Below are 16,045 nucleotides of genomic sequence, written 5' to 3' on the forward strand. Positions count from 1 at the left end.
CTACCGGTTTCTGTCGTCTGACTCGTCGATCATCGTAATGAGTTCGCGTGCCACTCGTTTAATGTCGGCTTCTTCACGAATCGTTACGCCTTGCATGTTGATCGTGACATTGCGCCCTCCGACGTTACTAGAACTCGAAGCCCCTGCGCCGCCTGAAGAAGCAGCGTAAGGATTGACGTCTGCGAGATTACCGTTACGACGCGTCAATACGCCGGAGTTGCGAAGTAATGCCGATTGGTTAGCGGTTAATACCGACTCGCCCGAGTGTAGTGTCGCCTGGTATCCGTGATTCGGAACGTTGAATAATCCGGAGTAGTGAGAACCGCCGGACTTTTTCTTGCCGCCACCGCCGGAACTAGAACCACCGACCATATCCGAAACATAATCGACGATACTGCCAACGCTAGGAAGCGTAGATTTAATCTGATCCCAAACGAGGGTACCGATTGACGAAAGCATACTGATTCGGTTCTTGAACGCATTAAAAAGCATTTCCGGAATACTGCGCCCCCACTCGACTACCTTATCTTTCGCAGTAGTGAGCTTTTCCGCGATAGTCCGCGTAATGTTTCCGAAACCTGTCGATACTTTCGTTTTGATTGCTTCGATACCACCGGAGAAGAACGATTTAATCTTCACCCAACCGTTAACTACGTAGTCGCCGGACGTCTTGATTCCGTTCGAGAAGTAGTTTTTAATCGCAGTCCAACCGCCCGATACCGCAGCTTTCAGACCGGTGAATAGCGCTTTACCGGCTTTGAGTATACGGCCTACGAACATGAGGTTGATGTATCCCCAAATAAACTGGATTGCGCCGAAGAACACTTGCTTGACGCCTTTCCACATCCGGCTGAAGTTACCCGTAAATAACCCGGTGAAGATGTTGACGACGCCCATGATCACTTTCAAGGCGCCGGAAATGACGTTCTTGATCGCATCCCACGTACCAATGACGAGCATCTTAATGACCGGCCAAATGACGGAGAATACCGCTGCAAACACTTTGAATGCGTTCTGAACCGCTGTAAAGATCGCCGGTCCATTCGTATCCATGAACGTTTTAATTACTGTGAATTGCGACATGAAGAACGACTTCACCGCGCCAAGTCCCGCAAACACCGTAGATTTCACCGCTGTAATGACGCCAGTGATCGTCGTGATTGTAGACTGCGATAGCCCGATCGATTCGAGCAATTTCGTGCCACCCGCTGTATTGCCGCTAAATATCGCAAACAGACCTTTAATCGTAGTACCGACTGCGGCGACTCCATTGCGGAACGTTTCGCTATGCTTGTACGCGTAAGCGATACCCGTTGCGAAGAGTGCGATACCTGCGACGACTGCGCCGATTGGCGAGATAACTACGCCCAGGACTGCGCCGATACCTGCGATAGCAAGAGTGAGGGCGATGACTCCCGCCGTAATGAGCAATGGCGTTTTCAATGCGACCAACGTAGCGCCGAACATTCCTAACGCGTTCGTGATACCGTCCATTGCGCTTGACTGCTGCATCTTCTCGAGCAAGTTCGCCATCCATAGCGCAAGCTCTTTGATTGCGGGTAATGCGGCCGTACCGATGACAATTTGCATGGTTTCGAAAGCCCCGCTCATCTGCTCGATGGCGCCGGCTGCGTTATTCATTTTTTCTTTGGCGACTTGTAGCGCCGTGACGTTCGCCATTTCCTTCTGCATCTTCTTGACGCCTTCTGCGCCCTCTTTGTAGAGGATGTTACCTGCGCGTACTGCGTCTGATCCGAACATCGTCTGTAGCGTAGCCGCGCGCTGTTCCCGCGTCATGCCGGTTAACGATTTCTGAAGTACCGAAGCAATGCCGGCCATCGATTTAATATTGCCTTGCGCATCGAAGAATTTATTCGAACCGTCTTCGAGTACGATACCGAGGTCCATAAATAGCTCGTTCGCTTTCTTCGTATCCGGAATCAAGTTCGCAAGCATCGTTTTAAGCGAAGTCCCTGCGTCTGATCCTTTAATACCGTTTTGTGCGAAGACTGCGAGGGCCGTCGAAGTATCCTTGAACGATAGTCCGAGTCCACTTGCGACTGTACCGGCTTGCGAAAGCCCATACTTCAATTCGCCGACTGACGTAGCTGACGCATTGGCCGCGCCGGCTAAGATATTTGCCGCATCTGACGCCTTCAAACCATCGTCTTTAAACGTGTTGAGCGAGGTCGACATGATTTCCGCAGCATCTGCGAGTTCCAAACCGCCTGCAGTAGCGAGATTAAGCGCCGCTTCGAGTCCTCCGGCTTTTACCGTAGCTGGCGAGATACCGGCTTTTAGCAACTCTTCCATACCTTGCGCTGCTTCTAGTGCCGAGTACTTCGTAGATGCTCCGAGGTCCATTGCGACCTCTTTCATCTCTGCCATTTCTTTACCGGCTAAACCGGTTAAGGCGCCGATCGTCGACATTTGAGACTCGAAGTCCATCGCCAGGTTGACGCTATTCATCGCCACCATGCCTGCGCCGACTCCCGCAAGTGCCGTAGAAAGTCCGGTCGCAGAAGCGGCCATACTTCCGAAAGCACCGGAGAGCTTACCGCCACGTCCGCTCATGGCGCTCATTTCGCGTCCTGCGTTTCGGACACCGCCTGTTATGGTCTTCGTTTGCTTTTCGAATTTTTCCATTGCGTCGGTCGAGTTCTTTAATGGTCGACTAAACATATCTTTAAGGCGAATTATGCCGTTAAGTTGAATCACCCAGTTCACTCCTTTCGCTAAGTTACGTCGCGCGCCGCTTACCCACGACACGCCAAGTCAGTTAGCGAAAGGGGTTAATTACTGTTTGCGTTTGCTTTCGCTTGTTCTTCCGCAACGATTAAATCTGAAGCTAAAATAAACGCTTGATGGCGAGGTCGTTGCGCTAATACTTCGGCCGGAAATTTGTGGTGATTTTGCCACGCATAATGACAAAGAATCGCCTCAAAATTATCCGACCGGATTAGTTTTTTAAGTCTTCTACTTCTTCCTGGACAGGCCCGAATCCGGAAATCTTCATAATTTCTTCGGACATCGAAACTCGCTCACCAACGTTGAAAATCTTTTTAATCGCAAGCTCTTGTGTTAACGAACCTGTCGCGTTCATTAATTCTTCCGGTGATGGATCGACGAGAGCTAGTTGAATTGTCTTAGTCGCCATTTTGAACTCGTCTGCTTTACCGTCTGCGCTGACTGCTGAAGCGCGGACTTCTTTAAACTGATCTTCGTCCAAAGGTTTGACAGTGATCGTAATACCAAGGTCTTTGATGCGCTGTGATGGTGTGATTTCCTTAGGAGCAACTAGATCGAAGCCAAGAAGTAAGTCGATTTTTGATTTATCCATTGTTTTAGCCATGTGAGGACCTCCCGTTTAAAGTCCGTCGACTATAAATTAAGTAATAGAAAAGACGCCCGAAGGCGCCTGTTATTTCAAGTCTGAAGCTGAGAGCGGTACGTAACTGTCGCAGAAGAACTCCAATTCGTCTTCGACCAAAGCGCCAACTTCAGCATTAATAATCGGGACTTTTCCGAATTGAACGTTTTTAAAGCGATAGGCTACGACGCCTTCTTGTGGATCGTCCAAGATATAGAGCATGTCCTGGATACGTGGATTTTTACGAGAAGCCTTTTGGAAGTCCGAGAACTTGAACGGATCCTTACCGGCTTTCTTGTAGTAAGTCATGTTTCCGCTAATCTCGTACCCGGCGTATTTCTTACCAGTGTTCAATTTGCCTGCCATTTTGAAGTCTTCGTATGCTGGCTCAAGACCTGCTTCGAACTTCGAAACGCCGAGCCACTCGACACCATTCGCATATAGTTTGCCGTAGGTGCCTAATAATGGTTCAAAATCATTCATGCGGCGTTACCTCCTTAGTTAGTGAATCCGACAGAAACGTAAACTTCTTCCATCGTGTCTTGGAATACGAGCATCATTTCGACGGCCACTTGGTCGGCGTCCGCGCCTTCAGGGCGAGTAACACCAACCGTGAATCCTTCTGCGATAACACCGGCATTTACAAGTGTTTGTACGTAAGTTTCGAGCGTCCCTTTTAGCGAGAGACGTTGCGCAGGACCATTCGCTTTCTTACCAATCCAGTTGTTTTCGATTTCTTGCTTAACGTCGCGTACGATCGTCTGTTTCAATAACGACTTGCGCAACTTCGCGCCACTTGTCGTAATTCCGCGGACTGTTCGTACAAAGTCGCCATTAAACTCGTAAACGAATGCTCCGGCTACGAGCGCTGCCTTTACGTCTGCCGGCGATAGCGCGACATTGACGTCAGTAGCGTCTAAAATCTCGGTATACGTGAAACTGTCGCCAAGATTCGAACCTGCGATCTGTCCTGCGAGAGACGGCGCGTTTAATCCGCTTGACCGCGTCACGCTTCCGAACTTAGGCGCATTGATTGCTTGCACGATGAAGTCGTCTTTGTTCGCAATTGCGGCTGCAATCCCCATATCCGGTTTCGCATCACGCGCTGCATTTCCGCCTGTGACGAAGAAAACGTATCGATCGTTAAGTGTGCGTTCGTCAGAAAGCCACGTCTTGAATGTCGCAACGACTGAATCCGCTACTTCGTGATCAAGCGCAATGACTTGGAATCGTTGTGTAGCGAGTGCTGCGAGTGCTGCCGTATAATCTGCGGCGACTGGCGTAGCAGGTACCGTTCGAACGATTACTTGCGATGCTCCGCCATTAAACGCCTGGACGACTGCATCCGCTTTTGCGACCGTCATGGTATCGCGGGCTTGGCGAGCTGACGTAAACACGTACGTCTGATTGACTAACACTGGCGCCACGTAGTTCGACGCAATCAGGACGACCGTACCTTCGATGTCACTAAGGCGTGACGTAGCGAGTTCGGCGAACGTGAAAAATACGCCGGGGCGGCCTTTATCCGTAATCTGTGCCATGCTTTAACCTCCTGTTTTTGCGCAACAAAAAACCTCTACCGAAGTCAATTGATTTCGAGAGAGGCGTGTTGCATCGTTTCATATACTTCTGTACTCCGCGCAGTATGCGAAGTGGATTGAATCGTTAAGAAAACGCCGTCGAGTGGGGCGCTACCTTCCGTTTTGAACGGCTTACCACCAGTGATCGAACTGATTCGCATGAAAGCGAGCGTCTGCGCATTGACCGGTATGGAAATGGTTTGCGCTAAATAGACTTTAAGGGCGTCCCCTACTGCCTGTGCCGTATCGATGCGATCATCGACGTAAAATATTTGATAAGACCGGATGGTCCGCGTCATTCCCGACGCAATTGGCGTCACTTCATCGGGTAAGCTACGAAGGACTAGCGTCTGTTTGACGGGTTTCTCCGGAAAGTTTTGTAATGCGATTTTTGCGTTAGCAGGCAGCAGTGGTTTGAGTAACTGCGATAGTGCCGCTAATTCTTCGTTAGTGTTTGCCATCGGTTATTCCCACCACTTTCCTACTTCGCGTTTAACCGCTTCGTCAAATATCGTTTGCCATCGGGCGGCGTTCTCTTTCGTTGGTGTTTCGAGAAACTCCGGATCGCCCGACACCGCTCGTTTCGATTCTTCGTGGATGTAGTAAGCGTAGTTAAATCCGTCTTTGACGGCGTTGGCGGAAATCGTACCGGATACGTCGCCGATCTTTAAAGCATTCGCAACAGGTTCCGCATGTATCGAATCATGCAGCGTTCCTGTGAGATAAGGGGCGATATCCATCGCTTCCACACGCCAGTCATCGAGAATTTCTTCGATACCATTTCTAGCACCGCGGACTAGGCGTTTATCGGTCTCGCGTAACACGCCCATCAAATCTTGCGAACCCTTTATCGTAAAATCAATGCTCATACGAACACCCGCTTAATGAGCGCCTTGCCGTTAAACCCGCGTACTGTTTCGATTAACTTCGGGCGATATTCGGTAACTGGCGAATATTCATCGGTATAGGTATAAGCGTCGTCATACGACAGGGCTTGCGATTTGGCGAAATAAAAACGCCCTCCGGAAACATATTCGTCTCCGTTAGGCGTCGTAATCTTCTCGACTTTGTTTTCAAAGCGGCATTTAAGCGCCTCTTCGATTGTCTCCGCATATCCAAAGTCATCGGGAATCCCCGCAACCTTGCGGACCACACGTTGTTTTAGCGGAATTAACGCCATATCAAACCACCGTCCATTTCACGCGACCACCAGGCTTCGGTTTATCGGGATTGGCGTCAGCAACCATCGTTCGAATGTGCTTAGTAATAAGTTGATCGAGTTCTTTGGCGCCATCCTTAAACCCAACGCTAATAGCGCCCGACAGCGAGAAGTTAGAAACCCCTTGCTGGCGGAGCTTGTTGGTATCGCTAAATGCGGTAGCTAGCGTAGCAGCAAAATCATGTACGGCATCGATCGGAATGACGTAACCGCGAAACTTGCCGCTTAGTGTACGTTCCGCGATGTTGAAATACCGTTGCTTGTCTTCGGGCGCAGTGTCCCGCCACTCTTCCGGATCCGCAACGTAGCTATTTACGTACTGATCAGCGAGTGTTTCGTCGAATACGGCCATTACCGTTCACCTCCGTAAGTGTTTAGTTATTCGGCTGCCTTCGCTTCTGTTGCTTTCGCTTTAGGCGGTGCCTTCGGTTTGACCGGTGGCTTCGCTTTTGGTGCAGGTGGTTCGTTGGCTACATCCTCGCGAGTAACATCGCTTAACTTCGAAAGGACGTTGATGAAGGCTGGTTCGTCCGTCTCATAGCGCCCTTCCGTGAAGTTATGCAATTGTTCGTCGACATAAAAGCCTAGCGAGGGGTAGACGCTTTTAAACTTTGCCATCTACCTTCGCCTCCTTACGCCAAGCCTTTAAGGCGAGCGTGTGCTTTTTCTTGGTGTAGTTCGAGCGTGAACTCACCGACGATTGTACCCTGCACTGAGTCGCCGACTTTACCGAGGTATTCGTGTTTGAAGTCACGGCCACGAAGCGGTTTAATAGCGATACGGTTGAGGTCGATGATGAATAACTCATCAGGAGCAACGTTGTTGTTCAACGCAACTGGGAACTCTCCGAAATCAGTTACAAGAACGTTAGCGACGGTTCCGCGCTTTTGATCTTCACGAGCAATATCGACTGCGGCGGCACCGAACGTAGAAATCGCTCGTTTTTGTTTAGCACCGACCATGATGACGTAATCTGATCCTGAAGCCATTCCACCGGCAGTGTAGATTTTCTCAAGTTCATTTGTGATCTTTTCAAGACTCACGGCAGATCCGGCAGCGTCTGCAACGTTTGTTTTGATGAAGTCGCGGAGACCAGCCATTTGTCGTACAGAACCGTTTTCGTATTTCTTACCGTTGATCACTGCTTTTTCAACTTTGAGCGCAAGTTCAAGTTGTTTTTTCTGCTTTTCGTACTCATACAGGTCGTCAATACCGATATGCGAAGAAGCCAAAGCGGAATTTGAGATATCAATAGAATCGTCAAAGATCTGAGTGAAATTGTCTTCACGTTTACGAGCCTTGTAGCGAGCTTCACGCGCTTTTGCACCTTCGACACCTTCAGCAAATTGAAGTTCGACTTTTGCATCAGCTTTGATTTCAGCAGCAGTTGTTCCTGCATAACCACGAGCTACTGTGAGTTCCTTAGCAACCAAATCGACTGCCGAAACATATAGAAGCTCCTCACCCGTCTTGATTACATCACCAATACGGAAAATAGATGGGTCTGCTACAACAACTTTTGTTGCGGCAATAACTGCGATTGCAGTGGCTTTTGTTTCGAAAGAAACCATTTCATCTTCGAACCAAGAGTGCTTAGTGTCCGATACTGAATCACTAAATCCAATAAGGGATAGAGTGGGTGTTTGATGCGGGTTTAAAAGTAGTAATTCGTCCGTAATCGATTCTTGTTTACCGACGATGAGTTTTGATTGGATTTGTGACATGTGGTATTACCTCCGTAGTTTAGATTACAGTCCTAAGTCGCGTTTTGCGGTTGCATACTTTGCTAAGTCATTTGGATTACCCGACTTCTTTGCTTTTACACGCAGTACTTCGAGCTGCTCTTCTGTTGATTTTGGTAAGTCGATTGATCCGGGAACGGGTTTGCCAATTGGTTGCGCCTCTGCCTTTTCAATCAAAAAAGGATATGTCTCAACAAGCGATTGAATTACGCCTTTGACGTCATAACCGCCGTCCTCCGCCTTTTCAACTGCCGATAAGTCAGCGAGTTTAAGCGCAGCTTCTACGCGATCAGCGCTAAGGTTAAAATCTCCGCTTGATGCAACTTGTTTAAATGCCGATTGTTTGCGTTCGCTCTCGTAACTTTGTTCGAGTTTAGCGAGCTTGTCGGCGAGTTCTTTTGCCTCGTTATCTTTCGTTTCAGCAAGCTCTTTCAAGCGGTCTGCTTCGCTAAGATTGTCCAAGCGCTGTTTTTCCGCAGCCTTTTCGAGTTCTTCGAGACGTTTTGCCTTTTCATCGTAGTCTTTGTATTTACTAGCTTCGCGTGCAAGGCGCTGCTTTAAGACGTCTTCTAACTCAGCTTGCGTAAATGTCTTTTCCGGTGCAAGTGGTTCCGGCGTGTCGCTACCCTGCGGATTTGGTGCGGTTGGGTCAGTGCCTTGCGGTGTTTCCAGTGCTGTATCGGGTGGAGTCGTTTGAGTCGGTTCCATGTGCTTACCTCCGTTTAAAGTCCGTCGACTATTAGGTGTAACGACCATGAGCTTTTAGCGTCGTCAGCGTGTTGGATGTAAAAAGACGCCTAATTGGCGCCCTGAGTTGCATCGAGTTTCGGGTTTCGCTTACCGGAGTCTATCGCTGCACGTCCTAAACGCTCTTGCGATGCTGCCGTATCCTTGCGCTTGTCCGAAAGATTATCGGGATTGGCGTAAGGTACAACTCGGTGGCGACACTTCGGATGGAAGATTTGATTCGACGCCTTCAGCTCGTCTAGCGTCATGTACTGATCGTCGCCGGCTTCCGTTAACCTAACGATACGACCGATGTGATACTTACATGCGTCAGTTGCGCTAGGTCCGACAATCAAGCCGTATTCGACGCCACGATCAAGCGCCTCAATGCGAGTAGCTTCGTCATGTGCGTCTTTTTGTTTCGTATAGGCGATCATGTCTGCGTAACGTTCCGCCGTCCAAGCACGTCCAAGTTTATCGATAATCACCGTGTCTGCTGCTTCAGCGAACTGCTTGCGTAAATCACGCAGGATATCGCCCTTTATCACACCGACGTTATTATCGCCTCGTGCGATTCTATTTCGGATTGCTTGCCCGACTGCGCTTTGTACCGCTGTCCGGACTTGAGCATCGACATATTGCGTCATCTTCAATAAATCACTTTGTGTATCCGCAATAAAGGCATTCGCCATCAAGCGATGTGGTCGTGATAGCGAAATGTTAGCGACAACTTCCGAAGTAGCTCCGGTAGCAAAGGCCCCATTTTCAACGCCGTTTTGATATACCTCGGTTAAGACGTCCTGCGCCCATTGAGATGCGTCACTGTTCAGTTGCGCTACGATTTGCTCATACTGCGCCATCATTTGCGCTAAAAACCTAGCGTCATCTAATTCGCCTTGCATGAGCATTTCGTCCAGTTGCGTCTTAATTGCCTGGATACCTTCCCGGTAAATAGCGACTAATCGACGAGTATTGTAATCATATTCAGGTTGCGGCCACTCACGAATGTCTTCCACTCAACCGCCTCCTGTTATGTGCTTTCGTCGGGTACGCTAATTTCCGGTAATGGCGTATTGAATATCGAAGCATCGACGGTACCTTTTAGGCGATCACTGTCGCCTTTAATCGCTTGAATCGTAGCTTCTGCCTTATCGTCGTTCTTGCCGTCGAGATATTTAATGGCTTCCGCTTGCGACATCGTAGGCATCCCGTTAGTACGAGCACTTACGACTTCTGCGTCATATTTCTCGTCTCGTGGTAAACCGTCGCGCCATGCGATTTCCGGATAGTCTACTTCGTACTTGTCTACGCCGAGCTGGCGATATTGCTGCTGTTCGAGCAATTGCGCATGATAAAGCGAATCGCGTAAAGCACGATCGACCTGTGCTCGAATGCGATTGACTTTCGAAAGTAGCGGGAAGAATCGCGCTCTAATAGCGCCGGAGTCCGTATGCGACGTACCGGTTCCGCCACCGTCCGCAGTTAGCGTGGTACCGAAAACCCATTGAGGTGTCTCCGCTTGTTGGAAGATCATCGCTAATGTCTTATCGATCAACTTGAAGTTAAGGTCCAAGTGCGCATTCCACGTCATGTAACCTGGCGCTACGTCTTCCTTCTCAACTTCGATATACCGGCCACCGACGCGAGTCGTTTCGCCAATCTCGTCTAAGTCCGGACCATACATCGTAGGATCCGCGTGTTTAGCGAGTACGTAACTGATTTGCGTTAGCGTGTCGTTGATTGTCGCAAGTAAGGGATCAATCTGCTCGGTCAGCGAAATACCTTCCCACCGGTCGCCCGATTTTGCGTAAGGTACGTGTTTGACTAAGAAGTCCTGTACGCCGGTCGCTTGGATATGATTTTCTAACTCGATCTCATCGCCAATCGAAAAGATATCGATGAAAACTCCGTCTTGCATTCGCCGGGTTGGCGCTACTAAGTGGAAATCGCGATAAACGATATACCCTGGTAAGTGGCGTTCGACGTGTAAGATAAAGCGTTCCTTTTCTTTTCGGAGAATCGGCGAGGTATCAAGGATAGTCTCGACCCAACATACGTTGATCGCTTTGAACTTCTGCTGGCCGGAAGAGTTGGACAGTTCCGGGAAAACATTCGAAGGATCGACCGATTCGATAATTGATTCAATTTGCTGTAAGTCAGGTAAGCCTAACTCGGTAAGTACGGAAGCATCGTGCCTGCGATCAAGCCGAACTTTTAGCCAACCATCGCCACGATACGCCATTGCCGTCACCATTTCGTGCTGCAACGTCGTTAAATCGTTCTCTTCGACGATTCGCGATAAGCCTTTTTGTTCCGGAGACGCATCGGGCTTACCGGATTTGTAAATCGGTGGCTCACCAACAAGCAAATCAGCGGGCTTCATCGCTAGGATAGGTACGATATTCGCCGCGATATAGAGCTTCGATAATTGCGATTGGTGAGGGGTGTCTGCGATCAATTCGGAGATTCTTTCGTATATCTCGTGATGGTTACCGTGGAACGCATGAGCACCACGCTTATATCGCACTAATCTCGGTATATCGGATTCGGGCGGGAATTGAGCGCCTCGTTTAAACATGTCCGTCAAGCTATCGCCTCCTTTCGTTTTATTTCAACTAACGTATATCAAGCCCATTTAGGCTTCGAAGTAATTCGTTTACGACGTTTCTTTGTAAGGGTACGTGCAATGTGCATCGCATCCGGTAAGTCATCGTGCGAGTTCGAACCAAATCGCTCCATTTGCTCGAGCAATAAGGCGTGTCGTTTCGCTAGAATGAGTTGGCCGGTCGCTAAATCCGGTTCCATCGCCTCAATGCGTAGCAACTTATCACCCTTCGGATAATACTTGTGTACGCGAGACTTCGCAGGATAACCAATTTCTCGTAGCTTCTCGATAAGTTGATCAACTACGTGCTCCTGCGCCTGGACCGCTTCAGCAGCGATACCATCCGGTTGCCATTCGTCGACTACCGTACAGATATGCGCTAAGAAAGCGTCGATACCGATTCGGTCACCCCATGAATAAGCGACGTACTCGACGTTAGTGACTCGGTGTTTAGCGAGCAGTACCAATGCGGAATAATCGCCTTTCTTTTTCCCGAACGCCATGTCGACGCCGAGATAAAGGAAGTAATCACCGGATTTAAAGCGCTCTAACGTAAGCCGGCGCCCTTCTTCGACGCTTGCGTCCCAATATCGATAAGATTCTAGGTCGAAAATGGCGCTTTCTGCGTCGATTGGTTCGTTTTGGTACTCGGTCGAGAATGCTTTACTGCCGTCGTCCCACTTGATCTTCATCAATTTCCATAACGGCTGCACGTCCGGCCACAATACTTCGGAACCGGCGTCCATTTCTTCGCGATGTGCAGTATAGAATAGCTCGGCTAGGCGTTCTGAATCGGGATTCTCTCGGTCCTGGTAAATCTCGCGGCATTGTTCCCAAAGGTCAGCGCGATCAGGCGGAGAAATCAAAGCCTTGTACTTCTTCGACTCAAAGTCGCCCCGGTTATTCATGATCTCGATAAGTAGCGAATCAGCGTGAACTGTCGTACCCATGAAGATGATCGCTGTTTTCTTACCTTCCGGATCACCTAACGGAATAACGACCTTACGAAACCATTCTTTCAGCTCGCTTCGTAACTGCTCGGTGTTGTTGTTCTTTTCTGAATCGACATCATCGCAAATAATCAAATCCGGACGATTACCGTTCCAGTTTCGACCACGCAACGCCTGTCCTGACGAAGCAGCTTGTACTAATGCCAGGTTATATTGCTTGGTACCGTTATCGCGCGGCTCCCACGCTACGAACTCTTCGGAATTGTCGCGAGGGTTCATTTGCTGTTTCGGATCCAATAAAGGACCGAAGTCAGCACGCAACTTTTCGTTATGCTTCAGTTGCAACGATATCCACTCGATGTTCGCCTTCGATACAGACGGCGTTTCCGAAATGATGATGATGTATTTTCGGAGTCGGTACACGATTTCCTTAATCGGATACCCTTTCGACAAGTACGAAGACTTCGCATGTGAGCGAGGTGCTGCGGCCGCGACGCGCTTATTTCGTTTTTTGTGCGATACTTCGTCCATGATGGCGCCAAGCTCGCGGTGGAAGTCCGGGGCCACGGCGCCCGCCGGAATCCAGTTCCCTTGATTATCGGGGTTCGCATCTTCACCGAAGTACTCGTAATTGAAGTACACGCTATCAACTTCAGCGCGGTGGATGCGGGTGAGGCGATCATACTCGTCAATCCACGCGAGCTTTTCGGTATCGTCCGCTTCAGTGATGTTCAAGATCGATTCCCGCAGGACTTCGATGTATTCCGCACGCTCGGGGCGTTTTAACCACTTACCGTCAACCCATGCCATATGTCGCTCACCTCCCCGAAATAAAGTAAAAACCGCTTGCAGGAGCGCAAACGGCGTGCTATTATGTAATTATAAATAACGCTACACAATATTGTAGAGTAGCGTAAAGGAGCGAAACTAAAATGAACATCGTAAACCCGATTAAAGAGATTGCCGATATCCAAAAATTCGTAAATGCCACGCATGGCCGCGATCAACTGCTCGTCCGGATCGGATTAAACAGTAGTTTGCGGATTAGCGATATCCTGGCGCTCAAAGTCGGAGATGTTCGCAATCAAACGCGCTATATCACGCGAGAACAAAAGACCGGCAAGCGTAAGGAAATCAAATGGAACGCTGCAGTACAAAACGCGGCTGCCGAATTGATTCCGGAAGATGCGCAAGACGGCGACTGGCTTTTCCCGAGCAAACGGGACGCCAGCAAAGCGCTTGACCGTACGAACGCCAATCGGTTATTGAAGGCGGCGGCCAAACGCTCGGGCATCGACAAGCGGTATAACATCGGTACGCACAGCTTGCGTAAGACGTTCGCCTATCATCGCTATATCAACGGTATGGAATTGCCGTTGCTAATGAAAATGCTGAATCACTCGAACTTTAACGAAACACTCGCGTACCTCGGGATCGAGCAATCGAATATTGACGCAGGTTACGATGATCTGTGCTTATGAGGCGCCTTCGGGCGTCTTTTTGCGTTAAGTTACGAATACTTGCGTCGTTCTGCGTATACTTTGCGCAAATCAGCGAGTGTGTTTTCGGGAATTACCGCTTCTAAGTCGAAATGATCGTACCCATTCGGCTTATCAAGCTCGATAAAGCACGCATGTTTGCCCTCGACGAGTGTTAACACTTCGTTCTTCTTTTCGATGTAAGCGCCAATGACGATATCGTCGACTTTAGCGAAAAGTGGATCTTTTGCAGGGCCGCCATTGAGGATAAAATCTTTCTTGCATTTAAGGATTGCGATTTGCATCCGAACACCTCCGAGTTTGATTACGGGTGCTTGCGCCAATCAACGCCGTATAAGACCGGGCGCGAACTTGCGTAAGTATCCGTAGATAAAATAAGGCGATACCCCGCGCAGTCGCAGTATATCGCCTGTTATCCGAATAGTTTAACGACGTGTTCAGGTCGATATGTAGGTGCCTATAACCGAAGTCGGCGTAAAGATGCCGGAAAGTCTCCAAACCGGCTTTTGACATCACGCAATTTGCGCAAAGCCTCTTTTTTATCGAGCAGTGTTCGCGATCTTACTCGATACGGTAATGTGTGATAGCGCAGTTTCACGACTTGCATTGGTCGGTATATGTACCTCGCGTTTTTAACGAGAACGCTGAAACTCGACCGGTGATGTTGCAACATTGCACTTATAACCGAAGTCAGCGCATACCGGAGACTCGCGAGCAAGCGAATCCCCTTTTCTACCGAGCGCTCGGTACGGAGTAGGCGCAGTTTATCGTCTTACCAGGGACGCGGTGTTAAGATTGCGCCAATTTACGATTGGCGTCGCCGTTTCTCGCAATGATTCGTTCGAATACGGCTTTGCGACGTAACTCTCGTTCAGCTTGCGTCATATAGCGAGCACCTCCGAAATGTGATAGAGTAAAAGCGAAGGCCGGCGCCGAAAGTCGAAACGTAATTTTTATGCGCGGATTTCTATGGCGCCAGGAAGGCGCTTATAAAAAGGGGGCGCTTGGGGGCGCAAGTTCTCGATCAGCACCGCAAATATCGCAATGAATAGAAACCGTATACTTAACGCAACAAAAGCAAGTAGTGTAGCGTTGGTTAATACGTTATAAACGTTGATGTAGAGCCGTTTATACTAAGTACTACGCATCATTGCGCATGAATACGATATACATAGCTATGTAAACCCGCATTACACCGTCGATTGGCGCCTGTATTGCGGGCTTTTTATGCAACGAATATGCAATGGTTAGTAGCGGTTAACGGCCCTGGCCCCTCGAAATAAAACCGAGGCCTTCCGTCTGAAGCTGTGTGCGGACTGAGAGTGCAATAGAGTGTAACGACAATATCGCGTTACTTCATATAACTACATCGCAATACTGCGCAGCTTACACTCTATCGCTACCCTCGCCACTCTTCGCTACGATCGCAGCCAGTCGTTTGTTCAGCGCATCCTTATCAATAACCTTCGAATCACTTACGCTTACTTCCGACTTCTTCGTCAACATACCGTGTGCTTCGAGAAGGATCTTCGCCATTGCCGCGTTACGGTCCTCAATGACCGCATCAGCGATAGCATCCATAGCTTCCGGTAATCTGTCTTGCGTACCCACGATAATAGAGTGCTTTAATTCCGTAGCAAACTCGGGATCATGCTTCCAGTTAAAGATTGTCTTACGAGATACTCCGACTCTTTTCGCAATATCTTCGGCAGTAAGGCGTGATCGTTTCGGTTGGCTAAGGTATTCAATAGCCTCTTGTTGTTCCGGTGTTAGCGCCATGTTGCGTCCTCCCCTCGTTAAGTGCTGTGTTTATTTCGTAATAACTTCTTTATCAGTTCGGTAATTGAAATAGACAATATACCGTTTATACTTCCTCATATAGTAAAGACAACAATTAGCGCTTTTAACAGGCAAACTGCATAAAATAAATTTAATTATTTTTATTAGCGTTAATCTGCGGATATTGGCGCCTACTTTCGTAGGCTTACGCTGACTATCGCCTACACCCACTACCAACTGCTAATAACTACGTTAATAAACCCCGTGCGGAATTTGTCGTTAGACAAAGACCGCTAGTTCTTAATAAAGATCAAGAATTAAGTACTGGTGCCGCTATCGCGTCACACGTATCTATATAATGAAGAAACTCGTCATCTACGCTATTACCGATAACCTCGATATCACTCGCTCACCTGCGTAACCTAGCATTTCCTACCGTCACCCTTCGATTACTTGTCGAGCTGTTTTAATAGCGAATTTATTGCGCTCTCTAAGACTAAGAGAACTTTTTGTTCAAAAACGCCGGAAACCGTTGCGGCTCTAAGGCGCAAGCCACTTTTGCAATTGGACGAATT

General features: G+C 48.8%; 18 protein-coding genes. 2 read left to right on the top strand and 16 right to left on the bottom strand.

Features of this window, described 5'->3' with window-relative positions; genetic code table 11:
* From BLD48_RS05735 to terL, 14 genes are all read right to left on the bottom strand, one after another.
* Positions 1-2,718 carry a phage tail tape measure protein gene (locus BLD48_RS05735; protein ID WP_071499335.1) on the bottom strand — a complete coding sequence of 906 codons (2,718 nt, stop codon included), beginning with the start codon at positions 2,716-2,718 and terminating at the stop codon, positions 1-3.
* Between the two features lie 241 nt (positions 2,719-2,959).
* Complete coding sequence (locus BLD48_RS05740; protein WP_071499336.1) at positions 2,960-3,352, bottom strand: phage tail assembly chaperone; 393 nt, start codon at positions 3,350-3,352, stop codon at positions 2,960-2,962.
* 69 nt (positions 3,353-3,421) lie between these two features.
* Positions 3,422-3,853, bottom strand: coding sequence for a phage tail tube protein (locus BLD48_RS05745; RefSeq protein ID WP_071499337.1), 432 nt, complete (start codon positions 3,851-3,853; stop codon positions 3,422-3,424).
* Positions 3,854-3,867: 14 nt separating this feature from the next.
* On the bottom strand, positions 3,868-4,911 hold the full coding sequence (locus BLD48_RS05750; protein ID WP_071499338.1) for a phage tail sheath subtilisin-like domain-containing protein: 1,044 nt from the start codon (positions 4,909-4,911) through the stop codon (positions 3,868-3,870).
* A gap of 44 nt (positions 4,912-4,955) precedes the next feature.
* Positions 4,956-5,411 carry a hypothetical protein gene (locus tag BLD48_RS05755; RefSeq protein ID WP_071499339.1) on the bottom strand — a complete coding sequence of 152 codons (456 nt, stop codon included), beginning with the start codon at positions 5,409-5,411 and terminating at the stop codon, positions 4,956-4,958.
* Between the two features lie 3 nt (positions 5,412-5,414).
* Positions 5,415-5,819 carry a hypothetical protein gene (locus BLD48_RS05760; protein ID WP_071499340.1) on the bottom strand — a complete coding sequence of 135 codons (405 nt, stop codon included), beginning with the start codon at positions 5,817-5,819 and terminating at the stop codon, positions 5,415-5,417.
* Complete coding sequence (locus tag BLD48_RS05765) at positions 5,816-6,130, bottom strand: hypothetical protein (RefSeq protein ID WP_071499341.1); 315 nt, start codon at positions 6,128-6,130, stop codon at positions 5,816-5,818. Before BLD48_RS05765 ends, BLD48_RS05760 begins: the two co-directional genes overlap by 4 nt.
* 1 nt (position 6,131) lies before the next feature.
* Complete coding sequence (locus BLD48_RS05770) at positions 6,132-6,521, bottom strand: hypothetical protein (RefSeq protein ID WP_071499342.1); 390 nt, start codon at positions 6,519-6,521, stop codon at positions 6,132-6,134.
* Positions 6,522-6,547: 26 nt separating this feature from the next.
* The gene (locus tag BLD48_RS05775; protein WP_071499343.1) at positions 6,548-6,787 is read right to left on the bottom strand and encodes a hypothetical protein; all 240 of its coding nucleotides are present in this window, start codon (positions 6,785-6,787) and stop codon (positions 6,548-6,550) included.
* Between the two features lie 14 nt (positions 6,788-6,801).
* Positions 6,802-7,893, bottom strand: coding sequence for an SU10 major capsid protein (locus BLD48_RS05780; RefSeq protein WP_071499344.1), 1,092 nt, complete (start codon positions 7,891-7,893; stop codon positions 6,802-6,804).
* 24 nt (positions 7,894-7,917) lie between these two features.
* The gene (locus BLD48_RS05785) at positions 7,918-8,619 is read right to left on the bottom strand and encodes a hypothetical protein (protein WP_071499345.1); all 702 of its coding nucleotides are present in this window, start codon (positions 8,617-8,619) and stop codon (positions 7,918-7,920) included.
* Between the two features lie 89 nt (positions 8,620-8,708).
* Positions 8,709-9,653, bottom strand: a complete 945-nt coding sequence (locus BLD48_RS05790; protein ID WP_071499346.1) for a phage minor capsid protein — start codon at positions 9,651-9,653, stop codon at positions 8,709-8,711.
* A gap of 14 nt (positions 9,654-9,667) precedes the next feature.
* On the bottom strand, positions 9,668-11,215 hold the full coding sequence (locus BLD48_RS05795) for a portal protein (protein ID WP_236629952.1): 1,548 nt from the start codon (positions 11,213-11,215) through the stop codon (positions 9,668-9,670).
* A 47-nt stretch (positions 11,216-11,262) separates the two neighbouring features.
* Complete coding sequence (gene terL, locus BLD48_RS05800; protein ID WP_071499393.1) at positions 11,263-12,723, bottom strand: phage terminase large subunit; 1,461 nt, start codon at positions 12,721-12,723, stop codon at positions 11,263-11,265.
* On the opposite strand from terL, the gene BLD48_RS16160 reads away from it, so the two are divergent.
* Positions 12,706-12,978, top strand: a complete 273-nt coding sequence (locus BLD48_RS16160; protein ID WP_161487696.1) for a hypothetical protein — start codon at positions 12,706-12,708, stop codon at positions 12,976-12,978. The two genes, terL and BLD48_RS16160, sit on opposite strands and share 18 nt — an antisense overlap.
* Positions 12,979-13,124: 146 nt before the next feature.
* Complete coding sequence (locus BLD48_RS05805; RefSeq protein WP_071499347.1) at positions 13,125-13,673, top strand: tyrosine-type recombinase/integrase; 549 nt, start codon at positions 13,125-13,127, stop codon at positions 13,671-13,673.
* 29 nt (positions 13,674-13,702) lie between these two features.
* On the opposite strand, the gene BLD48_RS05810 is transcribed toward BLD48_RS05805, so the two are convergent.
* Both BLD48_RS05810 and BLD48_RS05815 read right to left on the bottom strand, forming a co-directional pair.
* Positions 13,703-13,975, bottom strand: a complete 273-nt coding sequence (locus tag BLD48_RS05810; RefSeq protein ID WP_071499348.1) for a hypothetical protein — start codon at positions 13,973-13,975, stop codon at positions 13,703-13,705.
* Positions 13,976-15,077: 1,102 nt separating this feature from the next.
* Positions 15,078-15,470: a phBC6A51 family helix-turn-helix protein gene (locus BLD48_RS05815; protein ID WP_071499349.1), complete on the bottom strand. Its 393-nt coding sequence runs from the start codon at positions 15,468-15,470 to the stop codon at positions 15,078-15,080.
* Positions 15,471-16,045: the final 575 nt, after the last annotated feature.

The organism is Exiguobacterium sp. KRL4, from assembly GCF_001870785.1.
Classification (GTDB): domain Bacteria; phylum Bacillota; class Bacilli; order Exiguobacteriales; family Exiguobacteriaceae; genus Exiguobacterium_A.

Coding starts and splice junctions, on each gene's coding strand:
- BLD48_RS05775 (WP_071499343.1), bottom strand. CDS start 6,787: ATGGCAAAGTTTAAAAGCGTCTACCCCTCGCTAGGCTTTTATGTCGAC.
- BLD48_RS05740 (WP_071499336.1), bottom strand. CDS start 3,352: ATGGCTAAAACAATGGATAAATCAAAAATCGACTTACTTCTTGGCTTC.
- BLD48_RS05810 (WP_071499348.1), bottom strand. CDS start 13,975: ATGCAAATCGCAATCCTTAAATGCAAGAAAGATTTTATCCTCAATGGC.
- BLD48_RS05780 (WP_071499344.1), bottom strand. CDS start 7,893: ATGTCACAAATCCAATCAAAACTCATCGTCGGTAAACAAGAATCGATT.
- BLD48_RS05785 (WP_071499345.1), bottom strand. CDS start 8,619: ATGGAACCGACTCAAACGACTCCACCCGATACAGCACTGGAAACACCG.
- BLD48_RS05745 (WP_071499337.1), bottom strand. CDS start 3,853: ATGAATGATTTTGAACCATTATTAGGCACCTACGGCAAACTATATGCG.
- terL (WP_071499393.1), bottom strand. CDS start 12,723: ATGGACGAAGTATCGCACAAAAAACGAAATAAGCGCGTCGCGGCCGCA.
- BLD48_RS05755 (WP_071499339.1), bottom strand. CDS start 5,411: ATGGCAAACACTAACGAAGAATTAGCGGCACTATCGCAGTTACTCAAA.
- BLD48_RS05760 (WP_071499340.1), bottom strand. CDS start 5,819: ATGAGCATTGATTTTACGATAAAGGGTTCGCAAGATTTGATGGGCGTG.
- BLD48_RS05805 (WP_071499347.1), top strand. CDS start 13,125: ATGAACATCGTAAACCCGATTAAAGAGATTGCCGATATCCAAAAATTC.
- BLD48_RS05815 (WP_071499349.1), bottom strand. CDS start 15,470: ATGGCGCTAACACCGGAACAACAAGAGGCTATTGAATACCTTAGCCAA.
- BLD48_RS05795 (WP_236629952.1), bottom strand. CDS start 11,215: ATGTTTAAACGAGGCGCTCAATTCCCGCCCGAATCCGATATACCGAGA.
- BLD48_RS05765 (WP_071499341.1), bottom strand. CDS start 6,130: ATGGCGTTAATTCCGCTAAAACAACGTGTGGTCCGCAAGGTTGCGGGG.
- BLD48_RS05770 (WP_071499342.1), bottom strand. CDS start 6,521: ATGGCCGTATTCGACGAAACACTCGCTGATCAGTACGTAAATAGCTAC.
- BLD48_RS05750 (WP_071499338.1), bottom strand. CDS start 4,911: ATGGCACAGATTACGGATAAAGGCCGCCCCGGCGTATTTTTCACGTTC.